19 protein-coding genes, 3 pseudogenes and 1 riboswitch are annotated in these 17243 nt (G+C 40.5%); of the genes and pseudogenes, 18 read left to right on the plus strand and 4 right to left on the minus strand.

All coding sequences use genetic code 11. From position 1 onward, the window contains the following. Positions 1 to 140 precede the first annotated feature (140 nt). The 12 genes and pseudogenes from H9631_RS13280 to H9631_RS13330 all read left to right on the plus strand — a co-directional run. A pseudogene (locus tag H9631_RS13280) lies at positions 141 to 299 on the plus strand (pre-toxin TG domain-containing protein); the annotation flags it as partial. Continuing rightward, positions 279 to 965, plus strand: a complete 687-nt coding sequence (locus H9631_RS22870; RefSeq protein WP_404801744.1) for a polymorphic toxin type 17 domain-containing protein — start codon at positions 279 to 281, stop codon at positions 963 to 965. The pseudogene H9631_RS13280 and the gene H9631_RS22870, both read left to right, overlap by 21 nt. Before the next feature lie 10 nt (positions 966 to 975). Next, positions 976 to 1308, plus strand: a complete 333-nt coding sequence (locus H9631_RS13290) for a hypothetical protein (protein ID WP_191813559.1) — start codon at positions 976 to 978, stop codon at positions 1306 to 1308. Between the two features lie 166 nt (positions 1309 to 1474). Continuing rightward, a pseudogene (locus tag H9631_RS13295) lies at positions 1475 to 1759 on the plus strand (transposase); the annotation flags it as partial. Between the two features lie 148 nt (positions 1760 to 1907). Continuing rightward, positions 1908 to 2333, plus strand: a complete 426-nt coding sequence (locus H9631_RS13300; protein WP_191813563.1) for a polymorphic toxin type 50 domain-containing protein — start codon at positions 1908 to 1910, stop codon at positions 2331 to 2333. Between the two features lie 14 nt (positions 2334 to 2347). Continuing rightward, complete coding sequence (locus tag H9631_RS13305) at positions 2348 to 2647, plus strand: hypothetical protein (protein WP_191813565.1); 300 nt, start codon at positions 2348 to 2350, stop codon at positions 2645 to 2647. Positions 2648 to 2904: 257 nt separating this feature from the next. Next, positions 2905 to 3246, plus strand: a pseudogene (locus H9631_RS22975) (IS5/IS1182 family transposase); the annotation flags it as partial. A 325-nt stretch (positions 3247 to 3571) separates the two neighbouring features. Further along, positions 3572 to 4633, plus strand: coding sequence for a pre-toxin TG domain-containing protein (locus H9631_RS13310; protein ID WP_191813567.1), 1062 nt, complete (start codon positions 3572 to 3574; stop codon positions 4631 to 4633). A 28-nt stretch (positions 4634 to 4661) separates the two neighbouring features. Continuing rightward, positions 4662 to 5306 carry a DUF3885 domain-containing protein gene (locus tag H9631_RS13315; protein WP_191813569.1) on the plus strand — a complete coding sequence of 215 codons (645 nt, stop codon included), beginning with the start codon at positions 4662 to 4664 and terminating at the stop codon, positions 5304 to 5306. A 98-nt stretch (positions 5307 to 5404) separates the two neighbouring features. Further along, positions 5405 to 6352, plus strand: a complete 948-nt coding sequence (locus H9631_RS13320; protein WP_191813570.1) for an LPXTG cell wall anchor domain-containing protein — start codon at positions 5405 to 5407, stop codon at positions 6350 to 6352. Next, positions 6345 to 7928 carry a pre-toxin TG domain-containing protein gene (locus H9631_RS13325; RefSeq protein ID WP_191813572.1) on the plus strand — a complete coding sequence of 528 codons (1584 nt, stop codon included), beginning with the start codon at positions 6345 to 6347 and terminating at the stop codon, positions 7926 to 7928. Before H9631_RS13320 ends, H9631_RS13325 begins: the two co-directional genes overlap by 8 nt. 8 nt (positions 7929 to 7936) lie before the next feature. Next, positions 7937 to 8242 (plus strand): hypothetical protein, encoded by a 306-nt coding sequence (locus H9631_RS13330; protein WP_191813574.1) that lies wholly within the window; start codon positions 7937 to 7939, stop codon positions 8240 to 8242. Positions 8243 to 8423: 181 nt separating this feature from the next. Here H9631_RS13330 and H9631_RS13335 read toward each other — a convergent pair whose 3' ends face one another. The 3 genes from H9631_RS13335 to H9631_RS13345 form a co-directional block, all read right to left on the minus strand. Then, on the minus strand, positions 8424 to 8966 hold the full coding sequence (locus H9631_RS13335; RefSeq protein WP_191813641.1) for a chromate transporter: 543 nt from the start codon (positions 8964 to 8966) through the stop codon (positions 8424 to 8426). Further along, a complete protein-coding gene (locus tag H9631_RS13340; protein WP_191813576.1) occupies positions 8966 to 9577 on the minus strand; it encodes a chromate transporter in 612 nt (203 codons plus the stop codon). Before H9631_RS13340 ends, H9631_RS13335 begins: the two co-directional genes overlap by 1 nt. 95 nt (positions 9578 to 9672) lie before the next feature. Beyond that, a complete protein-coding gene (locus H9631_RS13345) occupies positions 9673 to 10164 on the minus strand; it encodes an Lrp/AsnC family transcriptional regulator (protein ID WP_191813578.1) in 492 nt (163 codons plus the stop codon). Positions 10165 to 10601: 437 nt separating this feature from the next. Here H9631_RS13345 and H9631_RS13350 point away from each other — a divergent pair, with 437 nt between their 5' ends. Beyond that, complete coding sequence (locus tag H9631_RS13350) at positions 10602 to 12155, plus strand: gamma-glutamyltransferase family protein (protein WP_191813643.1); 1554 nt, start codon at positions 10602 to 10604, stop codon at positions 12153 to 12155. A gap of 380 nt (positions 12156 to 12535) precedes the next feature. After that, entirely contained in the window at positions 12536 to 12832 is a 297-nt protein-coding gene (locus tag H9631_RS22725; protein ID WP_318246809.1) for a phosphatase PAP2 family protein, read from the plus strand. Positions 12833 to 12920: 88 nt separating this feature from the next. Here the strand turns inward: H9631_RS22725 and H9631_RS13360 are convergent, their stop codons facing one another. After that, a complete protein-coding gene (locus H9631_RS13360; protein ID WP_191813580.1) occupies positions 12921 to 13937 on the minus strand; it encodes an LLM class flavin-dependent oxidoreductase in 1017 nt (338 codons plus the stop codon). A gap of 338 nt (positions 13938 to 14275) precedes the next feature. Continuing rightward, a riboswitch (TPP riboswitch) is annotated at positions 14276 to 14384 on the plus strand. Between the two features lie 78 nt (positions 14385 to 14462). Between H9631_RS13360 and H9631_RS13365 the strand changes: the two genes are divergently transcribed. Genes H9631_RS13365 through H9631_RS13380 form a run of 4 tightly spaced genes read left to right on the plus strand, consistent with a single transcriptional unit; the run spans position 14463 to position 17067 of the window. Continuing rightward, entirely contained in the window at positions 14463 to 15080 is a 618-nt protein-coding gene (locus H9631_RS13365) for a thiamine phosphate synthase (RefSeq protein ID WP_191813582.1), read from the plus strand. Between the two features lie 5 nt (positions 15081 to 15085). Continuing rightward, positions 15086 to 15286, plus strand: coding sequence for a sulfur carrier protein ThiS (gene thiS / locus H9631_RS13370; protein WP_191813584.1), 201 nt, complete (start codon positions 15086 to 15088; stop codon positions 15284 to 15286). A 3-nt stretch (positions 15287 to 15289) separates the two neighbouring features. Continuing rightward, positions 15290 to 16057: a thiazole synthase gene (locus H9631_RS13375; protein WP_191813586.1), complete on the plus strand. Its 768-nt coding sequence runs from the start codon at positions 15290 to 15292 to the stop codon at positions 16055 to 16057. Next, positions 16054 to 17067: a ThiF family adenylyltransferase gene (locus H9631_RS13380; RefSeq protein ID WP_191813588.1), complete on the plus strand. Its 1014-nt coding sequence runs from the start codon at positions 16054 to 16056 to the stop codon at positions 17065 to 17067. Before H9631_RS13375 ends, H9631_RS13380 begins: the two co-directional genes overlap by 4 nt. Positions 17068 to 17243 lie beyond the last annotated feature (176 nt).

A 17243-nucleotide genomic window follows, 5' to 3' on the forward strand; every position in this document is an offset into this window, starting at 1 on the left:
AGTACCAAGAAAAGCACATCTAAAAAGAAATCCACTGTGAAAAAGAAAAGTGCGAAGAAAGAGAAAAAAAGTAAGAAAGCAACAAGTAAAGGGAAGAAAAAAGGGCCAAGAAAAAGAAAGATTCAAAGTGGAAAAAAGGTGCGGTAGCGGTTGGCGATTTTGTTGGTGTGAACGATCTTTACACCGTGGCAACAGGAAAGGATATTGCGACAGGGAAAAAAGCTTCTCGAGCAAAAGCAGCAGGTTGGTTTGCGGCCGGATTGACGCCTGTTGGAAAAGTGGCAAAGGTTGCCAAAGGAGTAAAAGCTGTTTCGAAAGCGACAAAAAACGGGACGAAAGCAGGAAAATCGGTCAAATCGAAAGTAAAGCAAGCTAATCCTAAGAAGAAGTCCAAGAAAAAAGCCAAAAGCAGTTCCAAAAAAACCACTTCTAAAAAGAGCACAGCGAAGAAAACAACGAGCAAGAAAACCGCTAAGAAAGCCAAAGCGAAGACACCAGCCAAGAAAACTGCCAGTCCAGTTAAGGCAGGAAGCAAAGCTGGAAAACAAGTTAAGATGCTAAGATTGGATTTACAATTTTTTGCAAGCAGCCAAAAGAAATCAGCGAGCAAGAAAGCTGTCAGTCCAGTTAAAGCAGGAAGCAAAGCTGGAAAACAAGCTAAGGGTACGGGTAAATCTATACCAAGTATAAAATCAGTCTTAAAAGACGCTCAACTACCTAATAGTGGAAAGATAAGATATGTCCCACCAAGTAATTGGACACCATCTCAACCTTTACCTAAAATAAATGGTGGTTATAAAGATAAATTCGGAAATGTTTGGACTAAAGGACCATCTAGGACTAAAGGTCAATCTTTTGAATGGGATGTTCAACTTTCAAAAACAGGAAAAAATCAATTAGGACATCTTAGTAGGGATGGGTCACATTTAAATGTGTCATTAGATGGTAAAATAACTCATAAATAGGTGACTGGAAATGTTTATTAGGTTATATGTAAATGCAAAGAGTGAACCAGAAGCATGTTTAGTATTAGAAAAAGTTATTAAAATATTTCAACCTGTATTAAAGAGCAAAGAAATTCAAAAGGTAGAACCATATTGGAAGATAGATGGAGTATATGTTGTAGAAATTACAATGTTAATTTCGGAAGGTAAAACTGAGGCAGAAATAAATGAGATTTTGGAAAGCATTGCAGACAAGTGGACTAGATTTGGAAGTCCTATAACTGAGCTTTTAGCCTCTGATACAACTGAAAATTGTAATTTTTTATTAGATGGACTTAAAATGATAAATATTCATTTTGAGTAATGAAGAAGCCTTAGGAGATAATTCTCTTAAGGCTTTATATATAGCAGGGAAGGGAGTGCCGAATAAACGAGAATGTAAAAAGTTTTGTGTAATTCGTTAAACTTACCAATTAAGGAGATGATCAATTATGCAAAACAAACGATTTAGCGAAGGAATTAGCTAAGGATTGGAAGATATCCAGGAAAAATTTAAGGACACCATCCAGCAGGTCTTTGAAGCTGAGATCGATGAACATTTAGGTTATATAAAACATGATAATAACGGTGACCGTTCTGGAAACAGCTGCAATGGGTACAGTAAAAAGACAATGAAAACAAAGTTTGGCAAGGCTAAATTGAGAATTCCTAGGGATCGAAAAGGAGAATATGAGCCTCAAATTATCAAGAAATATGAAACAACTTCCAACGGATTGGAAGATCAAATTATCGGTCTTTTCTCCAAAGGAATGTCAAAAGCAAGAAAATGGGGAAATTGTGCCGATTCAAGATGGGAAACTCCCAGCTTTAGGTGAACGGTCTTAAGCGAAGACAACAGCCAAGAAGACTGTCAGTCCAGTTAAAGCAGGAGACAAAGCTGGAAAACAAGTTACGATGCTAAGATTGGATTTACAATTCTTTGCAAGCAGCCAAAAGAAATCAACGAGCAAGAAAGCTAAAGCGAAGACAACAGCTAAGAAAACTGTCAGTCCAGTTAAAGCAGGAACTAAAGCTGGAAAACAAGCTAAGGGTACGGGTAAAACAATAAATGGTTTTGAAGCTAAAGTTCATCCAGGAAAACAAGGAAAACATATCCCGGGTCATTCGAATTATCAAGAAGGTAAAAGTATTTTCACTGGTAATGCACAAAAATTGTTAGATAAATATGCTGGGAAAGGTGAGTGGATAGGTCAAAATAAAGAGAGGGTAGACTTTAAACAGGTTATAGGAAAATGGGTTGACCCAACTACCGGAAAAGCTTACGAGACTACCAAAGGTATTATTCATTACTCGAAAAACGGTGCACATATTGTACCTGCAAGACCTTAGAAGGAGGTGTAGCAATGGATGATTTTATTTCTGCATTAAATAGATATCCAAATGGAACAAGAGTTGTAGTTGCTTGGGGGAACAATTTAAAGGTTAAAGCAGAATTAGATACAATATATGAAACAGATAATGGATTAGAAATAGAAGAAGAAGGATATGAAGAATATTTTGCATGTACCTTAAAAATATTATCGATAGAAAAAAATGTTTCTAAGAAAATTGTCAGAGAAGGAGAGTTACTAGAACTCTCTAAACTAAACAAGCCTAGCAATATTTTCTTGGAGAATGGTGAACTTATTTGGAAGTGTAGTTAGACATTTTTCTCCCTGGGGTTTAATGCCACAGGGAGAATTTTTATATAGGACGGGTGCCGAATAAACCGTTTTTTATCAGAAACTAGAGATAGGGCTTGTAAGTTCAATACAATTTTTAATTGAAGTGCGTGAATGAACTTCGTAAATTTTAGCCCTAGAGCCTCAAGGTCTTTGAAGCACAGAAAAAGGAGTACCTCCCGAAATCTCGAATTAGTTAAGTACGACCAAAACTTAACGAGAATGGTGGTGACTCCTTTATGTCTATTATACGACAAGGAAGTTTTTTTGCCTGCAAGATTTATATGATTTAGATCTACCTGACGATTTGATGCCATCTTTTCAGCTATTGATATTGAACCAACCCTTGCCTTAGTACGAAGAAATCACGTGTAGGAAGAACCGTTGAATTTAACTATGCGGCCATGATTGACTCTCTGGTTGCGAGAATCTCGGAACGGATTCTTTTCATTAAAGTTCTAGTGAAAAGGCTAAATAACTATATGATTTTCCGCCTGGACTGGAGTTTTTTGGTATCTGACCATGTGCCTTCGGAAGCTGCTTTTTCCATATTGATTACCATCATCAGTGAATCCAATCTTCGAAGAAGAAGAAATCAAACGCTAAGCCAAAAAAGAAAGCCTCGTCGAAAGCGAAGAAGAAAGGCACCAAGAAAAAGAAGGCATCATCAAAGAAATCCACTGTGAAAAAGAAAAGTGCGAAGAAAGAGAAAAAAGTAAGAAAGCAACAAGTAAAGGGAAGAAAAAAGGGGCCAAGAAAAAGAAAGCTTCAAATTGGAAAAAAGGTGCGGTAGCGGTTGGCGATTTTGTTGGTGTGAACGATCTTTACACCGTGGCAACGTGAAAGGATATTACGCCAGGGAAAAAAGCTTCTCGAGCAAAAGCAGCAGGTTGGTTTGCCGCAGGATTGACGCCTGTTGGAAAAGTGGCAAAGGTAGCCAAAGGAGTAAAAGCAGTTTCGAAAGCGACAAAAAACGGGACGAAAGCAGGAAAATCGGTTAAATCAAAGGTTTCAAAGGCAAAGCCGAAAAAGAAAGCTTCATTGAAGAAATCCACTGTGAAAAAGAAAAGTGTGAAGAAAGAGAAAAAAAGTAAGAAAGCAACAAGTAAAGGGAAGAAAAAAGGGGCCAAGAAAAAGAAAGATCCAAAGTGGAAAAAAGGTGCGGTAGCAGTTGGCGATTTTGTTGGTGTGAACGATCTTTACACCGTGGCAACGGGAAAGGATATTGCGACAGGGAAAAAAGCTTCTCGAGCAAAAGCAGCAGGTTGGTTTGCGGTCGGATTGACGCCTGTTGGAAAAGTGGCAAAGGTTGCCAAAGGAGTAAAAGCAGTTTCGAAAGCGACAAAAAACGGGACGAAAGCTGGAAAAGCGGTCAAATCAAAGGTTTCAAAGGCAAAGCCGAAAAAGAAATCTACGAAGAAGTCCAAGAAAAAAGCCAAAAGCAGTTCCAAAAAAACCACTTCTAAAAAGAGCGCAGCGAAGAAAACAACGAGCAAGAAAACCGTTAAGAAAGCCAAAGCGAAGACAACAGCCAAGAAAACTGCCAGTCCAATTAAAGCAGGAAGCAAAGCTGGAAAACAAGTTAAGATGCTAAGATTGGATTTACAATTTTTTGCAAGCAGCGAAAGGAAAACTGCCAGTCCAGTAAAAGCAGGAACCAAAGCTGGAAAACAAGCTAAGGGTACGGGTAAAAGTACTAAAAACACTACAACTTTATGGGATATTAAGAAATTTTCTAAAGGTAAAATCTCATATAATTTTAATGGACAAAAAGTAACTGCTTATCAAGACGCTACTAAAAAAGGTTATTGGTGGGCTAAAGATACAACAGGTCATGGAGGCTCTGCGTTTAAAGTATTTGAAAAACGAGGAAACGAACTTCATTGGGTAGCGGACGCTGACAAATATGGTAATTTTATAACAGGAAAGCACAAAAGTAATACTGGAACTATAATAAAATTAAAATAATCTGAAGTTTAAAGAAGGATTGAGTTTTGTGGATAATATAGATAATTATATGAAAAAGCAATTTCCGAATATAGAGTTAAAAAGTCCGCTTTTTTATAACTCACCAATTGCAATCAGGTTTGATTTAGGGGGGGACTTTTTTCTTGAAAAAGAAAAAGTTGAGAAAGTACTGTATAGGTCATTGACACTATTCAATACTTTAAACAATAATATGGATGATATTTATGTTGTCACTTTTGTAGATTGCTGGGATGAAAATCCAATTTCATCTGTTGAGGAGGGGCTGATTAAAGCAATAAATAAAGTCATTAAAACTGATACCGAATATAAAATCAATAAAAAGGAACAAGAATATCGTTATAAAGATGACGATGACGATGAAGAAACAGTTACTTTTTGTTACTGGACTAAAATTAAAGTGATAAATTTAGATGTAGAAGAGCTTTTAAGAAGAAAAGTTTATAGTGCCATTAGTGAAGAAGAATATAAATCAATTGGAGATTTATTTATTATTAATTCTTCTAACAATACAATATATCACCTTTATGATGAGCGTGGCTTAGACATTGTTTCTCAAAAGAAGGAAACTATCATGAACTTGTATAAGAAATTTAATAAGTGGATTTTGGAATATGATAGAAAACGTATAAATGAAATTTTTAAAAACAATTGACCTTGAGGAAATTCCTCAAGGTTTTTTCTATATGTATCGAGTGGCGATTAAAATTCCCATTTATAATTAATTAAGTTCCTGTCACGAAAGACGATACTATGACGGTCGAAGTTAGTGGGATAGGTCAGGCCCTTATCACACGCAAAACTCCAACATACACCATGACCACCCAGATTCAACAAGGGAATTTTGACAATACGACGCACATTTATGCGGGGAACCAAGTTATTGAAGAACAACAGTATAGAGCCAATGGAGTGACAGGTATCATCCTTCACCAAGCCATTAAACAGTGGATCGATGGCAAATACCAAGTTGTGGCACAGAAAGTGGTGGATGAAGAAAAAGCGTTAACTGCTAATACAGCTAGTATAGACGCTCCTGCGACAGAATACCTGACTTTGTTAGATGGCGCCGAGGAAACGCAAGAAACCGAAGAACCAAAAGAAACAACAGCGAAGGTGACTTCAAAGCCCAAAAGTTTATGGCAGGATTTGTTTACCATCCCTATCGCTTATGCTGAAGAAGAACCGAACGTTACAGAGAATCTATCCGAAGATATAGATCAAGAAGATGTTATGGTGGAAAATGATGCGACCTTTTCGACAACCATCCTTGGTTCCGCGAGCCTTCCTCCGAACGAAGCTGCGGTTTTTGACGAACAGGATTCTGCGGGAGATTTAGAAGATGAAACTCATACCTATCAAGGTCTACTCAATGAATATGATGTTTCGGTATATGAAGATACAAATCTTCTTCAACAAGCTCGTATTCCAGAAGATGATATGTTAATGGTAGAACTTCCTGCGGCAGAAGAACGAGAAGAGCCTGTGACTTTAGCAGTTCAGCCACAAGCTGAAAACTTACAAACCGGACAAAAGAAAAAAGATGGGGAAATTGTGCCGATTCAAGATGGGAAACTCCCAGCTTTAGGTAAACGATCTTCTGTTCTTTATGTGGGAATTGGCTTGCTTTGCTTAGGCAGTGCACTGTTTTTCTTCATAAGAAGACGAAAGCAACGCCAAGGAGGAAAGCCGAATGCGTAAGCGATTAGCGGTACTCCTGCATGTTCTTGTCATTATCGCTTTATGTCTGAGTCTTGTGGAGATCCCTTCTGCCGAAGCAAAATCGAAAAAGTCACGCAGTAAAAGTGCGGGAACAGTGCATACTTATGGCTATAAGACGAAGAAAGCAAAAAGTAAGCAGTCGGCGAAAAAATCGAGTCAAAAGAGTGGAAAGAAATTTTCGAAGGCGAAGAAGAAATCAAACGTAAAACCGAAAAAGAAAACCTCGCCGAAAGCGAAGAAAAAAAGCACCAAGAAAAAGAAGGCATCATCGAAGAAATCCATCAAGGGTAAGTCAAAAGGAGCGGAAAAAAAGAAAAAGAGCAGTTTGAAGGCAAAAGAGAAAAAGAAATCTTCGAAGAAGAAATCAAACGCTAAGCCGAAAAAGAAAGCCTCGCCGAAAGCGAAGAAGAAAGATACTAAGAAAAAGAAGGCATCATCGAAGAAATCCACCAAGAGCAAGTCAAAAGGGTCGGAAAAGAAGAAAAAGAGCAGTTCGAAGGCAAAAGAGAAAAAGAAATCTTCGAAGAAGAAATCAAACGCTAAGCCGAAAAAGAAAGCCTCGTCGAAAGCGAAGAAGAAAGATACCAAGAAAAAGAAGGCATCATCAACGAAATCCACTGTGAAAAAGAAAAGTGCGAAGAAAGAGAAAAAAAGTAAGAAGGCAACAAGTAAAGGGAAGAAAAAAGGGGCCAAGAAAAAGAAAGATTCAAAGTGGAAAAAAGGTGCGGTAGTGGTTGGCGATATTGTTGGTGTGAACGACCTATACACCGTGGCAACGGGAAAGGATATTGCGACAGGGAAAAAAGCTTCTCGAGCAAAAGCAGCAGGGTGGTTTGTGGCCGGATTAACGCCAGTTGGAAAAGTGGCAAAGGTTGCTAAAGGAGTTAAAGCTGTTTCGAAAGCGACAAAAAACGGGACGAAAGCAGGAAAAGCGGTCAAATCAAAGGTTTCAAAGGCAAAGCCGAAAAAGAAATCTACGAAGAAGTCCAAGAAAAAAGCCAAAAGCAGTTCCAAAAAAAGCACTTCTAAAAAGAGCGCAGCGAAGAAAACAACGAGCAAGAAAACCGCTAAGAAAGCCAAAGCGAAGACACCAGCCAAGAAAATTGCCAAGAAAACTGCCAGTCCAGTTAAGGCAGGAAGCAAAGCTGGAAAACAAGCTAAGCCGAAGAAAACTCAAACAAGCACCCAAAAGAAAGCCAGTGGGGCTAAAGGTGATAAGGGTACGGGTGATGTTAATTACAAACATAGCTCGTATGATGGAAAACATATAGCTTCTAAAAATGTCCCATGGAAAAAGGTCGTAGAGTCTACCAAAAGTGGTCCTGCAAAATACAAACATGGTACAGATATAGTTGAACTTGAGAAAAAAGCTCTTAATAACGGTGTAGACGCAAATAATGGTAAACCATGGAAACTATATAAAGCTGATGAAACTGTTGGGGCAAAATCTGGGGTTGAAACTCCGTATATAAGAGTAGAAATTAGCCCAGATGGTACAATTCATAGTCACTCCATTACACCTCAAGAATATAAAAAACTAACCAAAAGAAAGTAGTGAGCCTTATGTTCGATAAAATAGATTTTTCACCTGGACAAATTACATTCAATGATTTTAACATTGACATATATAAACCTCTTGATTTAGACGATGATAATTTAAAAGAGGATATGTTTAAAGTATCTTATCCTAACAATTATATATTAGATATTGGATGGTATTCTGGAGTAGAGAAATTTATTGTTTTCATAATTAAAGATAGCAATTGGGATAACCCTATTAAAAAAGTTTTATGTAGTGACCTATTAGAATTAAATAATAGTGTAGAAATGTGTGCAGATTATCTAAGACAGAAATTAATAAAAGAATAGTAGACTGAACTAACCTTGATTGGCTTATGCCTTTCAAGGTTTTTATTTATGCAAATTTATGGTTAAAACAAACTATATAATAAGTTCCAGGGGTTTTTAGTTCTCCATATAATAGATAAGAATGAAAGAGGATGAAAAGCTGAATAACACAAATAGGGGCATTCATTGCCCCTATCGGTATTTAAGCCATTATTAACGGCAGTACAACTCCTCCATACACAAAAGCAGCCACGATCATGATGGCAGGGTGGATTTTCCACCAGACAATAGCGACCAACGAAATGACGCCGATAAAAATGGATTGCCATATGCCGATGGAGTCGAAGGAGACGGAACTGAATTGCCAAGTGAGTTGGATCATCATAACGGCAATCACAGGCTGCACTAGCATCGTCATTCCTTTTACAACAGATGATTGTTTAAAGTGATTCAATATCTTCAATAATATAATAATAGCAATAGCAGATGGGGCTACCGTGCCGATTGTTGCGACAATGAGTCCAAGCCAGCCAGCTTCCTGATAGCCGGCAAATGCAGCAATTTTTGTTGCTATGGGACCGGGAAGGGCATTGGCAACGGCTAACATATCAACGAACTCCGTATTAGTCATCCAACCGTAATGATCCACTACCTGCTGCTGCGTTAACGGTATGGTTGCGGGCCCGCCGCCGTAACCTAAAATATTGGCGACAAAAAAAGCCCAGAATAAATCCCAATAAATCATCATGATGATATTCCCCCGCTTTTTTCCCTCATACTATCCTTCTTGCCCCATTTCTTGTTAGCCCAATTGAATACTTTGATGTGGACAGTGCCATATGCGAGAAAGGCAATGATGACGATGGCCGGATGAACGTCTAATATGCCAAGAAGCAAGAAAGCAAAGATTCCAAAGCCCACACCGATTACTTTTCCAAGTCCTCCCCAAGTTTTTGCGCAAAATTCATAAGCGGTAATTCCGAGAAGGACAGCGATGACCGGTCTGACAGCTGCAATCATTCCTGCGACAATCACTGATTCTTTCATAGCATATAGGGCACCTAGTAAAGCGACCATCGCAATAGTTGTGGGTAAAATGTGGGCTAGGATGGCAACAACGGCTCCGACCGTTCCTTTTTGTTGGTAGCCGAGCTGTGCCGCTAGTTTTGTGGCGATCGGCCCCGGCAAAGCATTGGCGAATGCCAACAGTTCGCCAAATTCTTGATCTGTCATCCATTTATAGCGGGTTACGGCTTCATGGCGGAACAGAGGAATGACAGAGGGTCCCCCTCCATAACCGAATATTCCAGCCCGCAACATGGCGCCTGAGATTGCGGTGTATCCTTTGAGATCCATTTAATCCCTCCTGTTATTTCGTCTTAATTTTTCAGAGGTGCATTGACTCTATTCAACACAACAGCGTCTGCCTTTCTAGTTACAGACTGCTTTTCTTATAGTTTAAGCCCCATTCTGCTCTTATAGCGTTTTAAAAGCATCTGGGTATCTACGCGCATAATTCCCTTTGTGGAATATAACGTTTCAAGTAAAAATTCTTCCATTTCCTTCATGTTTTTAAAGACCCCATGCATATGCAGCGTGCTGGGTCCTGTCATATGGTAAAGACTCGTGACTGCTGGATGCAAAGCAAGTTTTTCGGCAATTTCATCCAGATATTTCGGTTCGACATCCACATTGAAAAAAGCTGAAACTTGAATCCCTACTTTAATCGGATTCACCACAGCCGTAAAACGCTCAATGACCCCGGCTTCAATCAGCGATTGGATACGGGACTGAACAGCCACTCTGGACAATCCGATTTCTTTGGCAAGGTCAGTGTATGAAATCCGGGCATTATCCAACAATATTTCAATAATCTTTTTATCTGTTTCGTTCAGTTTCATGGCGGGCATATTGTTTGCATCAAAATCATTATTCTTTTTCATTGACCACATTCCTTTTTCTAATGTAGGATTTACCTTCGAATAGTTGGTATTTCTGAAGAATATCTTTCGATATGACTAACTATAATCTATTTAACATTCAAAATCAATGTATAATGAATGTAGTGGTTTCGTAATAATTATAGTGATTGCTTTCGCAGACGTATTGAATTTTAACATGTTCTTACAACTAACGAAATGAAAGTATAAAAGATGATTTTTTTATTTAATGAAGGGATCAGAAGGTTATCATTTTCGATTTGTTTATCTCCGTATTGACAATATTTTTAAAATTACATAGAATAAAGTGGAATTTGGACTTTTTTGATAGTGCTTTAAAGATAGGAATCTTTTACATTTTATATAGAGGAGAGAGTCTATTGATCACATTCAATCATTTATCGCATCCTTATCCCATTACAAGGAACTCGGCTTATGCTATGAATGGCGTTGTTGCTACATCACAGCCGCTTGCGGCACAAGCAGGACTGGACATTTTACAGAAAGGTGGAAATGCCATTGATGCGGCGATTGCCACAGCTGCTTGTTTGACAGTTTGCGAGCCTACCTCAAATGGAATCGGCGGGGATGCTTTTGCTTTAGTGTGGACAAAAGGAAAGCTGCATGGTTTAAATGCCAGCGGACGGGCGCCAAAAAACATTTCGATTGATAAAGTGAAAGAACTGGGCCATGATGAGATGCCAAAATATGGATGGATTCCCGTCACAGTACCGGGTGCTCCTGGTGCATGGGCAGAATTGTCTAAGAGATTTGGGAAGTTGCCATTAAAAGAAGTACTGAAGCAAGCTATTACATATGCAGAAGAGGGTTATCCCGTTTCGCCTACTTTAAGCAGATATTGGCGCAAGGCGTTCTTGCAATTTTCCGATGAGCTGAAGGGTGGCGAGTTTAAGCACTGGTTTGAAATCTTTGCTCCAAATGGTTATGCTCCTTCTGTGGGAGAGGTCTGGAAATCCCAGGGACATGCTGATACATTACGATCAATTGCGGAGACAGACGGTGAATCTTTTTACCGAGGAGAAATTGCTGAAAAGATCGCAGCATTTGCGCGCGAGACCGGAGGCTTTATTACAGAAGCAGATTTAGCTGCGTATAAAGCAGAGTGGGTGGATCCGATCAGCGTCAATTACCGAGGGTATGATGTGTGGGAAATTCCTCCGAATGGGCAGGGGATTGTGGCTCTTCAGGCTTTGAACATCTTAAAAGGTTTTGAGTTTACGAGAAAAGAAGCGCTTGATACATACCACAAGCAGATTGAAGCGATGAAGCTTGCCTATGTTGATGGTTATAAGCATGTGACAGATCCGGAGCATATGAGATACACCGTGCAGGACATTTTGAGTGATGCGTACGCTGAGGAACGTCGCAAGCTAATTACGACAGAAGCATGTATGCCTGAACCGGGTGAGCCGTCCAGTGGTGGAACTGTTTATTTGGCAACTGCTGATAAGGAAGGAAATATGGTTTCCTTTATTCAAAGTAACTACCATGGATTCGGTTCGGGGCTGGTCGTTCCTGGCACAGGAATTGCTTTGCAAAACCGTGGAAACAACTTCAGTTTGGATCCGAGTCATGTGAATGCACTTGAAGGAGGAAAGAAGACATTCCATACGATTATCCCGGGATTCTTGACAAAAGGGGATCAAGCCGTTGGACCGTTTGGAGTCATGGGTGGGTTTATGCAACCTCAGGGACATGTCCAGGTTATCATGAACTCGATTGACTTCGGACTTCATCCGCAGGCTGCACTTGATGCGCCGCGCTGGCAGTGGATCAAAGGAAAGACGGTCGAAGTGGAGCATCGCTTCCCGCATCACTTCGCTGAAGCGCTGGCTTTCCAAGGACATGACATCCGTATTGCCGTTGAAACAAATAATTTTGGGCGTGGGCAGATTATATGGAGAAATCCGGATACTGGCGTAATGGTGGCTGGTACAGAATCAAGGACCGATGGTGCGATAGCGGCTTGGTAAAAATGAAGTGTATTCCTACTCATGTGGGAATACACTTTTTGCGTGCGATAAATCATACAAAAACTTAATAATTGGTTAATATCAGCAAAACAATCTCCTTTTATAATGAATATAAAAAGGAGGTAGGTTCCTAATATGAGCAGATTAGCCGTATGGTTCCATCAAAAAGATTTTGCATTGTTCAATTTTATTAACCATTCCTGTCATCATAAATATTTAGATCCATTTTTTCGCTTCTTTACTCATTTAGGTGGAGCAACATGTACGATTTCTATCGCGCTGTTACTCACTATGTCCACCCCTGCACCCTACTCACTTTGGGCAATTGACAGTTTAATCGCCCTCACGATCAGTCACATTATTGTCTCGATAATTAAAAAATGTATCAAAGAAATCGGCCGTATCTTACCTACCCAGAGACAAAAACGATTTCTAAACGGCTTACAGATCATTCGTTTCCTTCTGGACATACAACGGCTATTTTTTCAATCGTTACGCCCTTTATGTTTTTTATGCCATCGATAGCTGTTTACTTGTTTTGTCTTGCAAGTATTGTAGGTTTGTCGCGAATATATATAGGTCTGCATTACCCGTCAGACGTAGCAGCTGGTGCGTTTATCGGTGTAGGGGTTGGGGTAATCACGGTATATTTACATTCAATTGTGATGGCTGTATGAGTGGAGGTCCTCTCCAGACAGCCACCGGAACCCAGCTCTGTTAGTTCAGGAGAGGAATAGTTTTTAGTCAGATTTATTTAAGGCTGAGTCACTCCATCATGTCAGCCAATATTTCATAAGAACGCAGGCGATCTTCCTGGAAGAAGATTTGCGAATTGATAATGACTTCATCCGCTTTGGTTTTGTTAATAAACTCTTGGAGTTTCTGTTTGACTGTATCAGCAGTTCCAACAATCGTCGATCCTGAATCAAGGGTCTGTTCCACTGATGATTTTTCAAAAGCTGACCAGACCTTGTGGATGTCATCTATTGGCGGCTTTAGCTGAGAAGGCATATTTCGAACCAGGCTCAGGAATTGCTGCTGTTGGGATGTGGCAAGCCATTGGGCACGCTCTTCGCTGTCAGCTGCAATCACATTTACCCCCACCATGGCATAAGGCTTTTCCAGTGTATCTGAAGGAACGAAGTTATCGCGGTACTGCCTTAATGCAGGAATTGTGTATTGTGGCGCAAAGTGGCTTGCAAAAGAGAAAGGGAGACCTTTAGTAGCAGCAAGGTTTGCGCTGAAATCACTCGATCCGAGCAGCCAAATGGGAATATCCAGCCCTTTACCAGGGTATGCGCGAACAAGGCCAATTGGATTCTCACTGAAATAGTTTTGCAGTTCCTCTAATTGCTGAGGAAATTCCTCCGCTCCTCTGTTCAATGTTCTCCGCAGTGCAAAAGCAGTAGCTTGGTCACTTCCAGGGGCTCTTCCAAGCCCCAGATCAATCCGACCTGGATAAAGAGACTCTAATGTTCCGAACTGCTCAGCGATTACAAGTGTTGCATGGTTGGGCAACATGATACCGCCGGCTCCAACTCGTATGTCTTTTGTTGCTCCGGCTATATGGCCAATGATAACAGAGGTTGCTGAACTGGCGATTCCTGGCATGTTGTGGTGTTCCGCAAGCCAATAGCGGTTAAATCCCCATTTTTCAACATGTTGTGCGAGCTCAACGCTATTTTTAAATGATTCAGTGGCATTGCTGCCTTCGGTGATTGGCGCCAAATCCAAAACAGACAATGGGATTCCTTCAAATTTTTTATAGGACGGGGAATTCAAATGCAATCACTCCTTCAAGTTCTCTTAAGGGAAATGATAAATTGTTTAAAGGTGATTTTCCATTTATGTGACTTATTGGAGAGAAGTACTTTTTATAAAATTTGTTTGAGCTATTGACTCAGATGGAATCTAGCGGATGAAAAATGGATTGGTCGGAAATAAGTTTAGGAAGATAATTAGAGTGCCGTGGTTGAAGGAACTGGATTTAAGTTCTAGTTTTCATTTGATTTTCTCCATTTCTTTTTGTGAGAGTGTCAGACTTTTTCGGTATGAATATTTTGACCACTTCCATTATTTGCTTATCCATGTTACGATGTCACCAAGTACAATTTTATAGTGAGAAACACTAGGGGAATCCTTAAAAAGGACTGAGAGAAGAGTGGAACTCTGATACCCTTATGACCTGATCAGGTTCGTGCCTGCGTAGGGAAGTGCTATGTTTATTTGTCGTTCCAGCTTTTAACAAGCCGCTTTCCTAATAATAGGAAGGTGGCTTTTTTATTGTAAAGGAGGGGTGGGTTTGGATTGGAATTGATCGCAGTCACGAATGGTCGATACAGTGTCGACATGCTCTCTCGTATGATGGTTGAGGTTGAGCCGTTTGTCGATCACTTCATTATTAGAGAAAGGACGAAATCGGCCATTGAGTATGTAAAATTGATTGACCAGTTGAATACCGAAAATTTTAATAATGAAAAGTTGATGATAAATGATAGGGTGGATGTTGCAGTTGTGGCGGGTATTAACAAAGTACAGCTTCCAGCTCACGGTTTAAGGTTAGAGCAAGTACAATCTTTTTTTCCACATATACAGGCTGGAAGGTCGATTCATTCACTAGAGGAAGCTGTAGAAGCCCATCGTTCAGGAGCAAATTGGCTTTTATATGGACATGTATACGAAACGGATTGTAAAAAAGGTCAACCCGCACGCGGGGTTGAGGAGCTGAAAAAGATTGCGGAACAGGTTCCGTCCGATATTTATGTAATTGGCGGCATCAAGCCAAGACATGTTGAGGAACTAAGGAACATTCGCATAAAGGGGATTGCAGTCATGTCCTCTATATTCGATCATGCCGATCCAGCTAGGGCTGCAGAAGAATACCGTAACGCGTGTCGGTCTTATCATTCAGTTGAAAGGGATTGAGTGCAATGAATATTACGTTAAATGGAAACTCATTTGTACTCCCAAATGGTGTAACAAATGTTCAGCAGTTACTTGAACATCTTGAGCTTTCCGAGCGTATTGTGATCGTTGAAGTAAATAAGGAAATTGTTCCGAAAGAAAACTATGATCACTCAATTAGGGATCGAGATGAAGTGGAAATGATTCATTTTGTAGGAGGAGGATGAAGAATGTTAAAAATAGGAAATAAAACCTTTCAATCAAGACTTCTGCTGGGAACGGGAAAATATCCGTCTTTTGAGGTTCAAAAAGAAGCAGTTCAGGTTTCAGAAGCGGAGATTCTTACTTTTGCAGTGAGAAGGATGAATGTATTTGAACCTTCTCAGCCCAACTTTCTAGAAATGCTAGATCTATCTACATATACTCTGCTTCCGAATACAGCGGGGGCAAAAACAGCTGAGGAAGCTGTTCGAACGGCGAAGCTGGCCAAAGCTTCTGGGCTATGTGATATGGTGAAAGTAGAGGTCATTGGGTGTGACCGTTCATTGCTGCCAGATCCGGTTGAAACCTTGAAAGCTTCAGAAATGTTGTTGGAAGAAGGTTTTACTGTACTCACCTATACTTCAGATGATGTGGTTTTGGCGAAAAGGCTGGAGGAAATGGGTGTACATGCAATCATGCCGGGAGCATCGCCAATCGGATCAGGAAAAGGAATTTTAAATCCGCTACATTTGAAATTCATTATAGAACAGTCAAAAGTACCGGTGATCATTGATGCGGGAATTGGCTCGCCGAAGGACGCCGCGTATGCTATGGAGCTTGGTGCTGATGCAGTTCTGTTGAATACTGCTGTTTCGGGTGCGAAAGATCCTGTGAAAATGGCTGGAGCCATGAAGCTGGCAATCCAAGCTGGACGTCTTGGTTTTGAGGCAGGCAGAATCGATGAGCGGGATTACGCGGTGGCGAGCAGCCCGATGGAAGGGTTGCTGCCGACTTGAACGAACGATATTCGAGGCAAGAATTGTTTGAACCTATTGGGGAGGCAGGCCAAAAGAAGTTGGGCCAAGCTCATATTTTGATTATCGGGGCAGGGGCGCTAGGATCGGCAAGTGCAGAAATGCTAGCTCGCTCCGGTGTTGGGAAGCTAACAATTGTCGATCGGGACATTTTGGATTGGACAAACTTGCAAAGACAACAGCTTTACACTGAGCAGGATGTGAGGGATCAGCTACCAAAGGCAGTTGCGGCGAAACGTCGTTTAGGAAAAGTGAACAGTCTAGTCGAAGTTGAGACTTTTACAGCGGATGTAACGGTGGAAAATGCTGAAGAACTAGTTAAAGGGAAAACCTTGATCGTGGATGCGACTGATAATATTGAAACAAGACTTTTAATGAATGACGCGGCTTTAAAGGTTGGCATACCTTTTTTTATGGGGGCGGTTGTGGCCAGCTATGGTTTAACCTATGCTATTGGGGTAGGAGAACAACCATGTCTGCACTGTTTGCTAGACACGTTGCCGCCGCAAACGCTCACCTGTGATACAGCAGGGGTCATCAGTCCGATTGTCCAGGTAGTTGCTTCTCATCAGGTGACGAATGTTTTCAAATATGTTGTTGGAGAAAAGGTGGATTGTAGACTGAAGTCTTTTGATCTTTGGAAAGGGGATCAGGCGGCAATTGATGTAACATCTCTTCGCCGCCGTGATTGTCCTAGTTGCTCTGAGAGAGCAGAGTATCCATTTTTATCAAGAGAAAATCAAACAAAAACAGCCGTGCTATGCGGGCGGGACACCGTGCAGCTTACATTTCCGGGAAAACGGAGCGTGGAACTCAGATCAATTGCCAACTCTATCAGTCCGATTGTGAGTAACCTAATTTCCAATATTCATTTAGTCGCCTGTGAATATGAAGGGTATCGTATTGTTTTATTCCGAGATGGGCGGATGCTTGTGCATGGAACGAAAAACATTGATCAGGCTAAAATTATTGCGGCCCAACTCTTGGGCTGAAACTGGAGCATTCCGCTGAGGGATGCTCTTTTTGGTTTTAGGAAATTTTTGGAAGGAGAGGCGTCTTCCTGATAATTGTGCGAAATTCAAGATTATCGTGCGAAAATCAAAATAATGGTGCGAAGTCTCCATTTATCGTGCGAAAAAAGGGAAAATCGTGCGAATCCAGCAATTAT

Origin of the sequence: Bacillus norwichensis, assembly GCF_014836955.1 — a bacterium.
GTDB lineage: Bacteria > Bacillota > Bacilli > Bacillales > Bacillaceae_C > Siminovitchia > Siminovitchia norwichensis.